Raw genomic sequence first — 14088 nt, 5'->3', positions numbered from 1 at the left:
ACAGGCCTTCACCCTTGCGCTTGTCTACCCGTGCATGGCGTCCTCGCGGATCATGTCCACCGCCTTCTCGGCCAGCATCACGGCCGGCGCGTTGGTGTTGCCGGACACGAGCGTCGGCATCACCGAACAGTCGATCACGCGCAAGCCGGCCAGGCCGTGCACGCGCAGCCGCACGTCGACGACCGCGAGCGCATCGCTGCCCATCTTGCAGGTGCCGCTCGGGTGGAAGATCGTGGCGCCGTGGTTGCGGCAGAACTCCAGGAGTTCTGCGTCGGTCGAGGCCTCGGGCCCCGGCTTGACTTCGCGTTTCACGTACGGGCGCATCGCCGGCGCGGCGGCGATCGCCCGCGCGGCTCGCACGGCGGCCACGTTGGTGCGGCGATCGAGCTCGGTCGAAAGGTAGTAGGGCTGCATCTCCGGCGGCTCGAACGGGTCGGTGCTGCGCAGGCGCACATGCCCGCGCGCTTCGGGCCGCAACTGGCACACCGACAGCGTGAAGCCCGAGAACGGGTGCACCGCGCCGCCGGCCATGTCCGCCGAAAGCGTGGCGACGTGGAACTGGATGTCGGGCGTGGCGGCCTCGCGCGTGCCGTCGGCGCGGTGCAGCGCATGCATGAAGCAGCCGGCCTGGTTGATGCCGATCGCCAGCGGCCCGGTGCGAAAGAGCAGCCACTGCAGGCCGATGCGCATCTGCCCAAGCCATGAATTGAGCTGGTCGTTGGTGGTGACCGGACGCGTGCACTCGTAGTTCAGGCGGATCTGAAGGTGGTCCTGCAGGTTCTCGCCGACGCCGGGCAAGGCATGGACGACCGGGATGCCATGCCGTTCGAGCAGCGGCCTCGGGCCGACGCCCGACAACTGCAGGAGCTGCGGCGACTGCAGCGCGCCGGCCGCCAGCAGCACTTCGGCGCGGCCGCGCGCCTGCCGGGACATGCCGCCTTGCCGGTAGCGCACGCCGACCGCGCGCCGGCCCTCGAACACCACGCTGGTGGCCTGCGCTTCGGTGGCGATGCGCAGGTTCGGGCGGCGCCGGGCCGGGCCGAGATAGGCCTTGGCCGTGCTGCAGCGCCAGCCCTTCCAGGTGTTGAGCTGGAAGTAGCCGGCGCCTTCCTGGCTCGCGCCGTTGAAGTCGTCAGTCCGGGGCACGCCGATCTCGTTGGCGCCGCCGATGAAGGCCTCGATCAGTTCGTGCTTCGCGCCGATGTCGGACACGCGCAACGGGCCGCTGCCGCCGTGGTAGCTGCTGGCGCCGCGCTGGTTGCCTTCGGAGCGGATGAAGTACGGCAGCACGTCCTCAAAGCCCCAGCCGGTGTTACCGAGCGCGGCCCAGTGGTCGTAGTCCTCGCGCTGGCCGCGGATGTAGATCAGGCCGTTGATCGAGCTCGAGCCACCGAGCGTCTTGCCGCGCGGCCAGTAGATGCGCCGCCCGTTCATGCCGGGGTCGGGATCGGTGTGGAAGCACCAGTTGTACTTGGCGTTCCACATGGTCTTGCCATAGCCGATGGGCAGGTGGATCCACGGCGAGCGGTCGCGCGGTCCGGCTTCCAGCAACAGCACGCGCGTGGCCGGGTCTTCGCTCAGCCGCGCGGCCAGCACGCAACCCGCCGAGCCCGCACCCACCACGATGTAGTCGAAGTCTTCGGACATCACGTCTTTCGCGCGAACGAGCAGGCGACCACGGCGCGATGGCCGAATCGCTGGACGGGGAGGGCGGTCTTCGCCCGATAAATCGGAACGTCCGGTTCCGATAAACCCCATCCTAGGATCAAAGAAAACGGAACACAATGTTCCGGCGATAGCTGTTTACCCGCATGGAACGACCTCCAGAGACCCGACCAACCACGGCAGCCACCGGCTCCTCTGCCGAGCGCAGCCTGCGCCTGCTGGCCGCGCTGGCGAGTGCGGGCCGTGCGTTGTCGTTGGCCGACCTGGCGACGCATCTCGGGCTCCCCAAGGCCACGGCGCACCGCTTGTGCGCGCAGCTACTCGAAAGCGGGTTCCTTGCCCGCGAGATCGACGAGCGCTTCTTCGTCGCCGGCCCCGCACTGCGCCAGCTCGCGCTCGACACGCTCAACCACGACAGCGTGCGCGGCCTGCGCCACGTGGTGCTGGCCGAGCTGGTGGCGCAGATCGGCGAAACCTGCAACTTCACGACCCTCGACGGCGCCAGCGTGCTTTATCTCGATCGCGTGGAAGCCCCCTGGCCCTGGCGCCTCACGCTGGACGTGGGCGTGCACGTGCCGCTGCACTGCACCGCCAGCGGCAAGCTCTTTCTCGCCCTGATGCCGCGCGAGCAGCGCGAGGCCTTGCTCGCGCACCTGCCGCTGCAGCGCCTGACCGCCAACACCCTGACATCGCGCAAGGCCCTGCGCGCCGAATGCGAACAGATTGCCGAGCGCGGCTGCTCGGTCGACCGCGAAGAGTTCATCCTCGGCCTGATCGCCGTGGCCGTGCCGGTGCTGGACCCGCAAGGCCGCGCACGCGCCGCCATTGCCGTGCATGCGCCTTCGGCGCGGTTGACGCTCGATGCGGCGCTGAAGAAGCTGGCGGCGTTGCGGGAAGCCGCCGTGAAGATGAGCGCGTTGCTTTGACTGCCGCCGGCTGCGGCCGCTGAAAACGTTTTTGCGGAAAACGGGACTGCCGGTGCGGCTGCGTCGCGTAAGTTTCCGGGTGGCTCGCGCCGACCGGCGCCGGCTTCAAGGGGTCGCACTCTGTGCCCGCACTACCTGCGCGCCAGGACCGACGTCCACCTCACATCCAGCAAAGGTCCGACATGAACGACAAGTCTTTCCCTTCCGACATCAGCAGCCCGAGCGACCACGATGCACCGGCGCTTTCGAGGCGCCGCGCGTTGGGCCTGGCCGGCGGTGTCGCCTTGTCGGCGGGGGGAGTGCTTGCCGGCTGGCCATTGCTTGCCAGCGCGCAGGACTATCCGTCGAAGACCGTGCGCATGGTCATCGCCTTTCCGCCAGCGGGCGCCACCGACATCCTGGCGCGCGCCGTCGCGCAGCGACTGGGCGATACGCTCGGCCAGCAGGTCGTCGTGGAAAACAAGCCCGGCGCCGGCGGCATGATCGGTCTGGAGAACGCGGCGCAGTCTGCGCCCGACGGCTACCACCTTTTCCTGTGCGCGCTCACCAACCAGGCCATCGCCGGCCATCTTTATCCGAACGCGACCTCCGACATCACGCGCGATTTCGAGCCGGTCTCGCTTCTGGCCAACGGCGCGCACATGCTCAACGTGCACCCCTCGGTGCCGGCCAAGACGCTGCCGGAATTCATCCAGTGGCTCAAGGCCAACGACGGCAAGGTGACCTACGCCTCGCAGGGCAACGGCACGCTGTCGCACCTGGAAACCGAGCTCCTCGCGCAGCGCCTGAACCTCAAGCTCACGCACATTCCGTACAAGGGCAGCTCGCAGGCGCTGCCCGACCTGCTGGCGGGCACCGTGTCCTTCATGTTCGACAGCGTGGCCGCCTCGATGGTGCACGTGAAGGCGGGCAAGCTGCGCGCGCTGGCCGTGGCCGCCACGCAGCGCGTGCCGGCCTTCCCCGACCTGCCCACCGTGGCCGAAGGCGGTGTGCCCGGCTACGACGTGGACAACTGGTTCGGCCTGTTCGTGCCCAAGGGCACGCCGCCGGACATCGTCAAGCGGCTCAACGCAGACCTCACCAAGGTGCTGGCCGACCCGGAGCTCGGCAAGGCGCTGGTCCAGCAGGGCTATGCGATCCAGCACGGCGATCCCGCCAAGCTGGCCGCCGTGACGAAGGCCGAGCGCAGCAAGTGGGGCGAAGTCATCAAGACCGCCAACGTCACCATCCGTTGATCGATCACGCCCCGCCCAGGCAAGCCGAAAGCCCCGTCCCATGAAGTGTCAGTTCCCTCCCACCAGCGGGCGCCAGCCCGTGTTCGCGCGCAACGTCGTGGCGACTTCGCAGCCGCTGGCCGCGCAGGCTGGTGCCGCGGTGTTCGCGCGTGGCGGCAACGCCATCGATGCGGCGTTGGCCGCGGCCATCACCCTGACGGTCGTCGAGCCGACCATGAACGGCATCGGCGGCGATGCTTTCGCGCTGGTGTGGGACGGGCAGGGGCTGCATGGCCTGAACGCCTGCGGCCGTGCGCCGGCGGCCTGGAATCCGCAGCGTTTCGCGGGCCAGGCCGAGATGCCGAAGATCGGCTGGGAGAGCGTCACCGTACCGGGCGTCGTTTCGAGCTGGGTGGCGCTGTCCGAGCGTTTCGGGGCACTCCCTTTCGAAGACTTGTTCGTGGATGCCTTGCGGCACGCGCGCGACGGTTTTCGGGTCAGCCCGGTGATCGGCCGGCAGTGGGCGCAGGCCGTCGTCGACCTGGGCAGCCAGCCGGGCTTCGATGCTTTCATGCCGGGCGGCCGTGCGCCGCGGGTCGGCGAGATGTGGCGCTTCGACGACCAGGCGCGCACGCTGGAAGAAATCGCCCGCACGCGCGGTGCTGCGTTCTACGAAGGCCGGCTCGGGGAGGCAGTTGCCGCCTTCGCGGCTTCGCATGGCGCGGCGCTGAGCTTCGATGATCTGCGCGCGCACCGATGTGAATGGGTCGAGCCGATCGGCATCGACTACCAGGGCCACACCGTCCACGAGATCCCGCCCAACGGGCAGGGCATCGCTGCGCTCATGGCGCTGGGCCTGCTCGAGCACCTGCCCTATGCCGACACCGCGCCCGGTTCGGCCGCACGCATGCACCTCGAGATCGAGGCCATGCGCATGGCCTTTGCCGACCTCCAGGCGCACGTGGCCGACCCCGCGCATATGCGCGTGAGCGCAGCGCAACTTCTCGATGCGTCCTACCTGCGCGAACGTGCGCGCGGTATCGATCCGCGCCGCAGCGGCAGCTACGCGCCGGGGCAGCCGCCGAGCGGCGGCACGGTGTACCTGTGCACGGCCGACGCCGAGGGCCGCATGGTCTCGTTCATCCAGTCCAACTACAAGGGCTTCGGCTCGGGCGTGGTGGTCCCGGGCACCGGCATTGCGCTGCACAACCGCGGCATGGGCTTCGTCACCACGCCGGGCCACCCCAACGAGGTCGATGGCGGCAAGCGGCCGTTGCACAGCATCATCCCGGCCTTCATGACGAAGGACGGCGCGCCGGTCATGGCCTTCGGCGTCATGGGCGGCAACATGCAGGCGCAGGGGCACACGCAGATGGTGCTGCGGCGGGTGGCTGAAGGGCTCGATCCGCAGGCCTGCTCGGATGCGCCGCGCTGGCGGATCAACGATGTGGGGGCGTTAACGCTGGAGCCGACCGTGGACGCCATCGTGATCGAAGGCTTGACCGCGATGGGCCATGCGCCGCAGATCGCGGCGCCGGATAACCTGGAGTTCGGCAGTGCCCAGCTCGTGGTGCGGCTGGATGCCGACACCGTGGGTGGGCCGCAGGCCGCCTATGCGGCGGGCTCCGACCACCGGCGAGACGGGCAGGCGGTGGGCTGCTGAAGAAGGGCTTGCTCCTCCGCGCCGATTCCGCGGATTCGGTGGCGGCTTGATCGACGCGGCGCTTTCCCGCAAAGCACCGCTCGCCCTAGCCGATGTCAGCGCAAGATCAGCACCGGCACATCGCTCAGCCGCAGCAGCGTGGTGGTGGTGCTGCCCAGAAGAAGCTGGCGCAGCCGCGAGTGTCCGTAGGCACCCATGACCAGCAGCGCCGGCCCCTGCGCCTTGACGAGCGTCGGCAGCACCCGCTGAGGTTCACCGGGCACCAGTTCAGTCTCGGCCACAAGGCCGGCGGCGCTCAGCGTCGTGCGCGCCTCTTCGAGCTGCCGGCGCGCGGCGGCGGTGTCGTCGCCAACCCTTGCCACCAGCACGGGGAGTCCGGCTGCGAGCTTGTTCCTGCTGAGCGCCGTCACCGCCCGGCGCGCCATGACGCTGCCGTCGAAGGCGACCACCACCCTTCGAGGTGCCTCGAAGGCTTCGGCGGTGGCGACCAGGATCGGCCGGCGTACCGCACGGATGACCTGCTCCACATGGTGCTCGCCGTGCAGTCTGGCCGGGCCGCTGGCGTGGTAATGCTCGCCCAGCACGAAGAGGCCGGCGTCGCCCTGCATTTCCGTCACCGTCTCAACGAACTCGCCGTGCCGCAGGCGAGCATCGAGCCGGGTCGCGCCCGCTGCGGCGGCCCGCTCGCGGGCGTGCGCCAGAAGCCGCCGGCCGGCTTCACGCGCCTGCCGGCTGCGCTGTTCGTCCTGCTCGCTCAGCGCCTGCAGCAACGACTCCTGCGCACCCAGGCCGATCGCGCCGCTGAAGTCGGTGACCTCGGCATGCTCGGGGTGGCGCTCCAGCACGTGCAGGAACTCCAGCGGCGCCTCCAGGCGGCAGGCCGACCAGGCGGCCCAGTGGATCACGGCGTCGGTGTTCGCGAGGCCGTCGATGCAGCCGTAGACCTTGTCCATTCGTCGAACTCCTCAATGCATCAGTTGCTCGACCGCGCCCGGCTTGTCGTGCACCGCGAAGCGGTCCATCAGCGTGGCGCTCGCTTCGTTTAGTCCGACGACTTCCACCTCGGTGCCTTCGCGCTTGAACTTGAGCACGATCTTGTCGAGCGCACTGACGGCGGTGATGTCCCAGAAGTGCGCCCGGCTCACGTCGATGCGCACGCGGTCGACCACCTCCCTGAAGTCGAAGGCGGCAATGAGCCGCTCGGAGGAAGCGAAGAACACCTGCCCCACCACGCCGTAGGTGCGCAGCCGGCCGTCTTCGCTGATGCCGCGGTCCACGCGCAGGATGTGGCCGACCTTGTGCGCGAAGAACAGGCCCGACAGCAGCACGCCGACGAACACGCCCTTGGCGAGATCGTGCGTCGAGACGGTCACGATCACGGTGGCGATCATCACGACCGAAGAACTCGGCGGGTGCTCGCGCAGCTTGCGGATCGACTCCCAGTTGAAGGTGCCGATCGCGACCATGATCATCACGGCCACGAGCGCTGCCATCGGGATGCGCGCGACCCAGTCGCCGAGAAAGACCACCATCACCAGCAGGAAGACCCCCGCCGCCAACGCCGAGAGGCGCCCGCGGCCGCCCGACTTCACGTTGATGACCGACTGGCCGATCATGGCGCAGCCTGCCATGCCGCCGATGAAACCGGTGGCGACGTTCGCCACGCCCTGGCCGACGCACTCGCGGTTCTTGTCGCTCGATGTGTCGGTCAACTCATCGACGATGGAGGCCGTCATCATCGACTCGAGCAGGCCGACCACGGCCAGCGTGACCGAATAGGGCAGCACGATCTGCAATGTCTGCCAGTTCAGCGGCACCTCGGGCAGCAGGAAGACGGGCAGGCTGTCGGGCAACTGGCCCATATCGCCGACCGTGCGGATGTCGAGATCGAGCGCCAGGGCCACGGCGGTCAGCACGACGATCGTGACCAGCGGCGACGGTACGGCCCGGGTGAGGTAGGGCATGCCGTAGATGAGCGCAAGGCCCGCGGCCGTCATTGCATAGACGACCCAGCTCACGCCGGTGAGCTCGGGCAATTGCGCCATGAAGATCAGGATCGCCAGCGCGTTGACGAAGCCGGTGATCACCGAGCGCGAGACGAAGCGCATCAGCGAGCCCATTCGCAGCGCGCCGGCCAGCATCTGCAACACGCCGGTAAGCACGGTGGCAGCCAGCAGGTACTGCAGGCCGTGCTCCTTGACGAGCGTGACCATGAGCAGCGCCATGGCGCCCGTGGCCGCCGAGATCATGCCGGGACGCCCGCCCGTGAAGGCGATGATGACGGCGATGCTGAACGATGCGTAGAGACCGACCTTGGGGTCGACGCCGGCGATGATGGAAAAGGCGATCGCCTCGGGGATGAGGGCCAGGGCCACGACCAGGCCGGCAAGCAGATCGCCGCGGACGTTGGAAAGCCAGTCTCGGCGCAGATGGGAAGTCGACATGGATGCAGCAGCGCCCAGCGAGGCGCGGGCGCGAGTTCAAGAGAGAGAAGTAAGCCGCACTCGATCGGCGCGGCAGGACAGCAGGCCCGGGCGGGCCTCGGTAAACGCCTAGGGCGGCGTCACGTTGCAGAAGAATCCGCGGGGCAGGCTGCACCCCGGATACGACGCGGGGAGGCAGCAGCGCTGGGCAATGAGTTTTTGCACTGCAGCATTCTAGAAGGTGGCCTTCGCAGCGCGACGCGGCGGGGGATTTCGCACAAAGAAAAGCCGGGGCGCAAGGCCCCGGCCGTGGCGCAGCAGCGCCGGTGAATCAAGGCGAACTCAGCGTGCCGCCGCCTTGGCTTCGCCACCGTAGCTGATGCGGTAGATCGCGCCGGCGTAGTCGTCCGAGACCAGCAGCGAGCCGTCCTTCATCGGCGCCACGTCGACCGGGCGGCCGCGCAGCAGGCCGGTCTCGCCGTCGAGCCAGCCGGAGGCGAACACCTCGGTCTTGTCGGCGGTGCCGTCGGGCTTGAGCGAGGTGAACAGCACGAGCCCGCCGTTCGGCTTGGTGCGATTCCACGCGCCGTGCTGCGCCGAGAAGAAACCGCCCCGGTACTTCGCCGGGAACTGCTTGCCGGTGTAGAAGGCCATGCCCAGGTCGGCCGCATGCGCCTCGGTGAGCACCTGCGCGGCGGTCACGTTGGCGGGCAGCGGGTCCTTGTCGTAGCCGTGCTCGGTGATGCGCGTCTTGCCCTGGATCCACGGGTAGCCGAAGAACTGTCCAGCCTTGGTGATGCGGTTGATCTCACCCATCGGGATGTCGTCGCCCATGCCGTCGGTCTGGTTGTCGGTGAACCAGAGCGTGCCGTCCTTGGGATTGAAGTCGTGGCCCACCGAGTTGCGGATGCCGGTGGCATAGACCTCGCGCTTGCTGCCGTCGAAGGCGTTCATGCGCACCATGCCACCGATGCCGTGCTCGTTGTAGACGTCGAGCTTGTCGCGCGGCGGCACGTTGAAGGGCTGGCCGAGCGAGACGTAGAGCATGTTGTCCGGCCCCACCTTGCACACCCGCGCGCCGTGGTTGAACGATTCCTCCTCCACCGGGATCAGCTTGCCCTGCGGCACGACCTCGATCACCGCCACGTCGGGGCCTTCGTAGAAGAACTCGGCCGCGGGGAAGTTGAGGATGCGGTTGTGCTCGGCGACGATCAGGAAGCCGTCTTTGGTCCAGCACACGCCGTTGGGCACCTTGAACTGCAGGCTGGGCGCGAAAGGCTTGACCTCATCGGCCTCGCCGTCGGAGTTGCGGTCGGTCACCGCCCACACGGTGGTCTTGCGGGTGCCGACGAAAAGCATGTTCGTGCTCGGCGCGACCGCCATGTGGCGCGCGTCGGGCACCACCGCGAACAGGTCGATCTTGAAGCCCGGCGGCAGTTTGATCAACTCGAGGTTCTTGCGGATGGCGTCGGCGTTCTTGCCGCCTTGCGGCACCGGCGGGATGTTCAGGTCCACGCCCGAAACCTTGAACTGCTTGAGCTTGTCGATGTTGTTGGGCTGTGCCTGAGCGACGCCTGCGGCAAGCAGCGCTGCAGCGGCCAGGCTGGTGAACGTCCAGCGGACGGGTTCTTTCATGCGGGGTCTCCTCGATGTTGCTTTTGGTGCGATGCGGTGGGCTCTCGGCACACCGCGCGAACGATCGCTCATGGCGAACGCTTGCCGACTATAGGAGTTAGGACGCGAGTCTGCCCGCGCGACCGGTGCGCGCGACTGCCAGGCCTGTCACTCCGACAAGACGACACGGGCAATGCGTGCGGCGGGAATGCTTCAAACCACCAGGGAAGGATCGATCTCGCGCAGCCGGTGATCCACGTAGTAGCCGCCGTATTCCGTGTACTGAAGGAACCCGCGCGCGCAGCGCCGACACAGCCAGACCTCGCATCGGTTGTAGGGGAAGAACGCGGTGGCGATCGGCGCGTTCGGCGACCAGTAGCTGCTGCCCGCGCTGTGCTGCTCGGTCAGCGTCGGCTCGTCATCGCTTGGAGCTCGCAGCGACCCCAGGCGCTCCAGCAACGGCTCGCCTACGGGGCTGCTCACTGACTCCCACCCCGGGCAGACCAGCCGTGCGCAGTCGCAGTCGGGCGGCGCCCCGCCCGTCGAGCGCACGCGTTCGCGAAGGTCCGCTGCGGTCAGCACCGCCGCCGCGTTGCCCGATGACACCTCACTCGGCCTTGATGTTGTTGTCCTTGACCACCTTGGACCAGATGCCGATCTGGTTCTCGACGAAGCTCTGTGCCTGCTGCGGCGTGCCGGTGCGCACCGAGATGCCCTGTGCCGCGAGCTTTTGCGCCACCTCGGGCAACTTCAGCGCCTTGTTGATCTCCTCGTTCATGCGCTTGACGATCTTCTGCGGCGTCTTCGCCGGGGCCAGCACGGCCCACCAGGCCGGTGCGTCGAAGCCGGCAAAGCCGCTCTCGGCGATCGTGGGCACGTCGGGCAGGTTCTCGCTGCGCTTGCTGGTGGTGACGGCCAGGGCCCGCAAACGCTTGCTGTCGATGTGCGGCTTGGACAGGAACACCGAGCCGATGGCCAGCGGCACATGGCCGGCGATGGCATCGTTCATGAGCGGGCCGCCGCCGCGGTAGGGGATGTGCACGAGGCCCAGCGAGTCGCTCTTGCTCATCAGCGAGATTGCCAGGTGGCCCAGGCTGCCCGAGCCGATGCTGCCGTAGCTGAGGGTCTTGCCGCCCTTGGTTGCGGCCATCACGTCGGCGAAGGTCTTGTAGGGCGAGTCGGCGTGAGTGGTCACCACCATGGCGCCGGTGCCCAGGAGCGACACGGTGGTCAAGTCCTTGACCGTGTCGAACGGCAGGTTCGGGTTCAGGCTCGGGTTGACGCCGTGCGTGTCGAACACCACCGCGAACGTGTAGCCGTCCGGCGCCGCGGTGGCCACCGAACCGGTGCCGATCGAGCCCGACGCGCCGCCGCGGTTCTCCACGATGACGTCTTGGCCGAGCTGCTTGGACAACGGCTGCGCCAGGATGCGCGCGACCTGATCGACCGAGCCACCCGGCGGGAAGACGGCGATCAGCCGGATCGGCTCCCGTTTGGGCCAGTCCTGCGCGAGCGCCGGCGAGGCGAGCGTCAGGCCGGCGACCGCGGCCGCGGCGCAAGAAAGCAAGGGCAGGAGCGATCGGAGTCGGTTCATCGAGGGTTTCCAGGGGTGTGAAGTGAGGGGCCCGACACAGTGTGCGCGACCTGCACGCGCACGGGTTCCCAGGAAAACGCGGAGCACCTCGGTTGTCCGTGCCCGAGGGCTGTGCTACGGTCTTCGCAAAACGAGCCCTCGCGGCCAGCAACATGCCGAGCGATCACGACGTCTATCTTTTCCGCGAGGGTTCGCACTCTCGCATCCATGACAAGCTGGGGTGCCACCTGAACGACGGTGGCGCCCGCTTCGGGGTCTGGGCGCCCAACGCCGGCGCCGTGTCGGTGATCGGCGAGTGGAACGGATGGGACCCGCGCGCGCAGCCGCTGCAGCCGCGCGAAGACGGCTCGGGCATCTGGCATGGCCAGGTGGCCGGGGTGACACGCGGCCAAGCGTACAAGTACCGCATCGTCTCGCCGGACGGCGCCCACGTCGCGGACAAGGCCGACCCGGTCGCGTTCTGCGCCGAGCTGCCGCCGGCCACCGGCTCGCGCGCCTGGACGCTCGACTACGACTGGGGCGACGCGCAGTGGATGGCCACGCGCGCCGCGAAGAACGCGCTCGACGCGCCGATGTCGATATACGAGGTGCATGCGGGTTCATGGCGCCGCCACGAGGGGCGCTTCCTCGGCTACCGCGAACTCGCGCACGCCCTGGCCGATTACGTCGGTGACCTCGGTTTCACGCACGTCGAGCTGATGCCGATCACCGAGCATCCGTTCTATGGATCGTGGGGCTACCAGACCACCGGCTACTTCGCGCCAACGGCGCGCTACGGCACGCCGCAGGACTTCATGTACTTCGTCGATCACCTGCACCAGCGCGGCATCGGCGTGATCCTCGACTGGGTGCCCTCGCACTTCCCGACCGACGGCCACGGCCTGTCGTACTTCGACGGCACGCACCTGTACGAGCATGCCGATCCGCGCCAGGGCTTCCACCCCGAGTGGAAGTCGAGCATCTTCAACTACGGCCGCCACGAGGTGCGCAGCTTCCTCGCGTCTTCGGGGCTGTTCTGGCTCGACAAGTACCACATCGACGGCCTGCGCGTCGATGCGGTGGCGTCGATGCTGTACCTCGACTACGGTCGCGGCGAAGGCGAGTGGATTCCCAACCGCCATGGCGGCCGGGAGAACCTGGAGGCGGTCGAGTTCCTGAGCCGCTTCAACGAGGCCGTCTATCGCGATCATCCCGACACGCTGACGATTGCCGAGGAATCGACCGCCTGGCCGATGGTCTCGCGGCCCACCTCGATGGGCGGCCTGGGCTTCGGCATGAAGTGGAACATGGGCTGGATGCACGACACGCTGGCCTACATGCGGCAGGACCCGATCAACCGCCGCCACCACCACCACCAGCTGACCTTCTCGCTGGCCTATGCGTTCAACGAGAACTTCGTGCTGCCGCTCTCGCACGACGAGGTGGTGTACGGCAAGGGCTCGCTGATGGGCAAGATGCCGGGCGACGACTGGCAGCAGTTCGCCAACCTGCGCGCGCTGTACGGCCTGATGTGGGGGCACCCGGGCAAGAAGCTGCTCTTCATGGGCAGCGAGTTCGCGCAGCGGCGTGAATGGGCGCACGAAGGCGAGCTCGAATGGGCAGTGGCCGGCATGCCGGGGCACGAAGGCGTGCAGCGCTTCGTCGCCGATCTCAACCGCGTGTACCGCACCGAGCCGGCGCTGCACCAGTTGGATTTTTCAGCCGACGGTTTCGAGTGGATCGAGGGCAACGACGCGGGCAACAGCGTCCTCGTCTTCCTGCGCCGGCCGGCGTCCGGCGGCGCCGTGCTGCTCGTGGCCTGCAACTTCACGCCGGTGCCGCGCACGAACTACGTGGTGGGCGCGCCCGAGAGCGGCATCTGGCGCGAGATCCTCAACAGCGACGCCAAGCTGTACGGCGGCTCGGGCTGGGGCAACCTGGGCGGCGTGCAGTCGGCGCCGGTGCCGGCGGGCGGGCGATCGCACACGCTGTCGCTGACGCTGCCGGCGCTCTCGACTCTGGTGCTCAGGCATGAAGCGCGCTGACGCTCGGCAGCCCGGCGACGGCGCCGACGGCCGCGTTCGCGCGGTGGTCGAGGCGGTGCGGCCTTCGGTCGATGGCGGGCGCTTCGCAGTCAAGCGGGTCATCGGCGACGAGATGGTGGTCGAGGCGAACTGCTTCGCCGACGGCCACGACACGCTGCGCGTGATGCTGCGCTGGCGCGCCGAAGGCGAGGTCCGCTTCAACGAGGTGGAGATGGCGCCGCAGGGCAACGACGTCTGGCGCGCGGCCTTCCCGCTCGCTTCGCTCGGGCGCTACGTCTATACCGTGGCGGCGTGGGTCGATCACTTCCAATCGTGGCGCCACGAGCTGCAGCGCCGTGTCGACCCCGAAGACATCCGCCTCGCGGCAGCGGTCGGCGCCGGGCTGATCGACGCCGCGGCCGCACGCGCCCGCGGCGCCGAGCGCAAGGCACTGGCCGCTTGGGCGGTGAAGCTGCGTCGGGGTGCGGCCGATGCGGCGCAGGACGCCGAGTCGCTGAAGGCGCAGGCGCTGGACGAGGCCCTGGCCACTGTTGCGGCCGGCCATCCCGATCGCAGCCTGCAGGCGGTGTTCGCACTCGAGCTGCCGGTAGTGGCCGACCGGGAACGTGCGCGTCACAGCACCTGGTACGAGCTGTTCCCGCGCTCGACCTCGCCCGAACCCGGGCGTCACGGCACCCTGCGCGACGTCGAGGCCCGCCTGCCCTACGTGGCCGAACTCGGCTTCGACGTCCTGTACTTCCCGCCGATCCATCCGATCGGCCGCGTCAAGCGCAAGGGCAGGAACAACACGCTGGTGCCCGACGACGGCGACGTCGGCAGCCCGTGGGCGATCGGCGCCGCCGAGGGCGGCCACACCGCGATCCTGCCCGAGCTGGGCACGGCCGAGGACTTCCGCCGCCTCGTCGCGAAGGCGGGCGAACTGGGCATCGAGATCGCGCTCGACATCGCGTTCCAGTGCGCGCCCG

11 protein-coding genes are annotated in these 14088 nt (G+C 68.6%); 5 read left to right on the top strand and 6 right to left on the bottom strand.

Annotation, left to right across the window (positions count from 1 at the left end; all coding sequences use genetic code 11):
- Window positions 1–24: 24 nt before the first annotated feature.
- Entirely contained in the window at window positions 25–1647 is a 1623-nt protein-coding gene (locus H0W40_RS06640; RefSeq protein ID WP_292444529.1) for a choline dehydrogenase, read from the bottom strand.
- 164 nt (window positions 1648–1811) lie between these two features.
- Here H0W40_RS06640 and H0W40_RS06635 point away from each other — a divergent pair, with 164 nt between their 5' ends.
- From H0W40_RS06635 to H0W40_RS06625, 3 genes are all read left to right on the top strand, one after another.
- Window positions 1812–2591 carry an IclR family transcriptional regulator gene (locus tag H0W40_RS06635; RefSeq protein WP_292444527.1) on the top strand — a complete coding sequence of 260 codons (780 nt, stop codon included), beginning with the start codon at window positions 1812–1814 and terminating at the stop codon, window positions 2589–2591.
- A gap of 182 nt (window positions 2592–2773) precedes the next feature.
- Window positions 2774–3826 (top strand): tripartite tricarboxylate transporter substrate binding protein, encoded by a 1053-nt coding sequence (locus H0W40_RS06630; RefSeq protein WP_292444524.1) that lies wholly within the window; start codon window positions 2774–2776, stop codon window positions 3824–3826.
- 40 nt (window positions 3827–3866) lie between these two features.
- The gene (locus tag H0W40_RS06625; protein ID WP_292444522.1) at window positions 3867–5468 is read left to right on the top strand and encodes a gamma-glutamyltransferase family protein; all 1602 of its coding nucleotides are present in this window, start codon (window positions 3867–3869) and stop codon (window positions 5466–5468) included.
- A 95-nt stretch (window positions 5469–5563) separates the two neighbouring features.
- Here H0W40_RS06625 and H0W40_RS06620 read toward each other — a convergent pair whose 3' ends face one another.
- The 5 genes from H0W40_RS06620 to H0W40_RS06600 form a co-directional block, all read right to left on the bottom strand.
- On the bottom strand, window positions 5564–6421 hold the full coding sequence (locus H0W40_RS06620; RefSeq protein ID WP_292444520.1) for a universal stress protein: 858 nt from the start codon (window positions 6419–6421) through the stop codon (window positions 5564–5566).
- A gap of 12 nt (window positions 6422–6433) precedes the next feature.
- Window positions 6434–7912 (bottom strand): SulP family inorganic anion transporter, encoded by a 1479-nt coding sequence (locus H0W40_RS06615; protein WP_292444518.1) that lies wholly within the window; start codon window positions 7910–7912, stop codon window positions 6434–6436.
- Between the two features lie 321 nt (window positions 7913–8233).
- The gene (locus H0W40_RS06610; protein ID WP_292444516.1) at window positions 8234–9526 is read right to left on the bottom strand and encodes a PQQ-dependent sugar dehydrogenase; all 1293 of its coding nucleotides are present in this window, start codon (window positions 9524–9526) and stop codon (window positions 8234–8236) included.
- 192 nt (window positions 9527–9718) lie between these two features.
- Complete coding sequence (locus H0W40_RS06605) at window positions 9719–9988, bottom strand: hypothetical protein (protein WP_292444513.1); 270 nt, start codon at window positions 9986–9988, stop codon at window positions 9719–9721.
- Window positions 9989–10112: 124 nt separating this feature from the next.
- A complete protein-coding gene (locus H0W40_RS06600; RefSeq protein ID WP_292444510.1) occupies window positions 10113–11099 on the bottom strand; it encodes a tripartite tricarboxylate transporter substrate binding protein in 987 nt (328 codons plus the stop codon).
- Between the two features lie 152 nt (window positions 11100–11251).
- Between H0W40_RS06600 and glgB the strand changes: the two genes are divergently transcribed.
- Both glgB and H0W40_RS06590 read left to right on the top strand, forming a co-directional pair.
- A complete protein-coding gene (gene glgB, locus H0W40_RS06595) occupies window positions 11252–13123 on the top strand; it encodes a 1,4-alpha-glucan branching protein GlgB (protein ID WP_292444507.1) in 1872 nt (623 codons plus the stop codon).
- Window positions 13110–14088, top strand: a 979-nt coding sequence (locus tag H0W40_RS06590; RefSeq protein ID WP_292444504.1) for a maltotransferase domain-containing protein, incomplete at its 3' end; no start/stop codon positions are given. The genes glgB and H0W40_RS06590, both read left to right, overlap by 14 nt.

Origin of the sequence: Methylibium sp., assembly GCF_013817345.1 — a bacterium.
Classification (GTDB): domain Bacteria; phylum Pseudomonadota; class Gammaproteobacteria; order Burkholderiales; family Burkholderiaceae_C; genus Methylibium.
The sequence above is the reverse complement of the archived record's forward strand: the minus strand, read 5'-3'. Positions and strand labels throughout refer to the sequence as shown.

Bases quoted from the DNA above. Each gene is read 5' to 3' on its own strand.
- H0W40_RS06640 (WP_292444529.1), bottom strand. From the start codon at position 1,647: ATGTCCGAAGACTTCGACTACATCGTGGTGGGTGCGGGCTCGGCGGGT.
- H0W40_RS06635 (WP_292444527.1), top strand. From the start codon at position 1,812: ATGGAACGACCTCCAGAGACCCGACCAACCACGGCAGCCACCGGCTCC.
- H0W40_RS06630 (WP_292444524.1), top strand. From the start codon at position 2,774: ATGAACGACAAGTCTTTCCCTTCCGACATCAGCAGCCCGAGCGACCAC.
- H0W40_RS06625 (WP_292444522.1), top strand. From the start codon at position 3,867: ATGAAGTGTCAGTTCCCTCCCACCAGCGGGCGCCAGCCCGTGTTCGCG.
- H0W40_RS06620 (WP_292444520.1), bottom strand. From the start codon at position 6,421: ATGGACAAGGTCTACGGCTGCATCGACGGCCTCGCGAACACCGACGCC.
- H0W40_RS06615 (WP_292444518.1), bottom strand. From the start codon at position 7,912: ATGTCGACTTCCCATCTGCGCCGAGACTGGCTTTCCAACGTCCGCGGC.
- H0W40_RS06610 (WP_292444516.1), bottom strand. From the start codon at position 9,526: ATGAAAGAACCCGTCCGCTGGACGTTCACCAGCCTGGCCGCTGCAGCG.
- H0W40_RS06600 (WP_292444510.1), bottom strand. From the start codon at position 11,099: ATGAACCGACTCCGATCGCTCCTGCCCTTGCTTTCTTGCGCCGCGGCC.
- glgB (WP_292444507.1), top strand. From the start codon at position 11,252: ATGCCGAGCGATCACGACGTCTATCTTTTCCGCGAGGGTTCGCACTCT.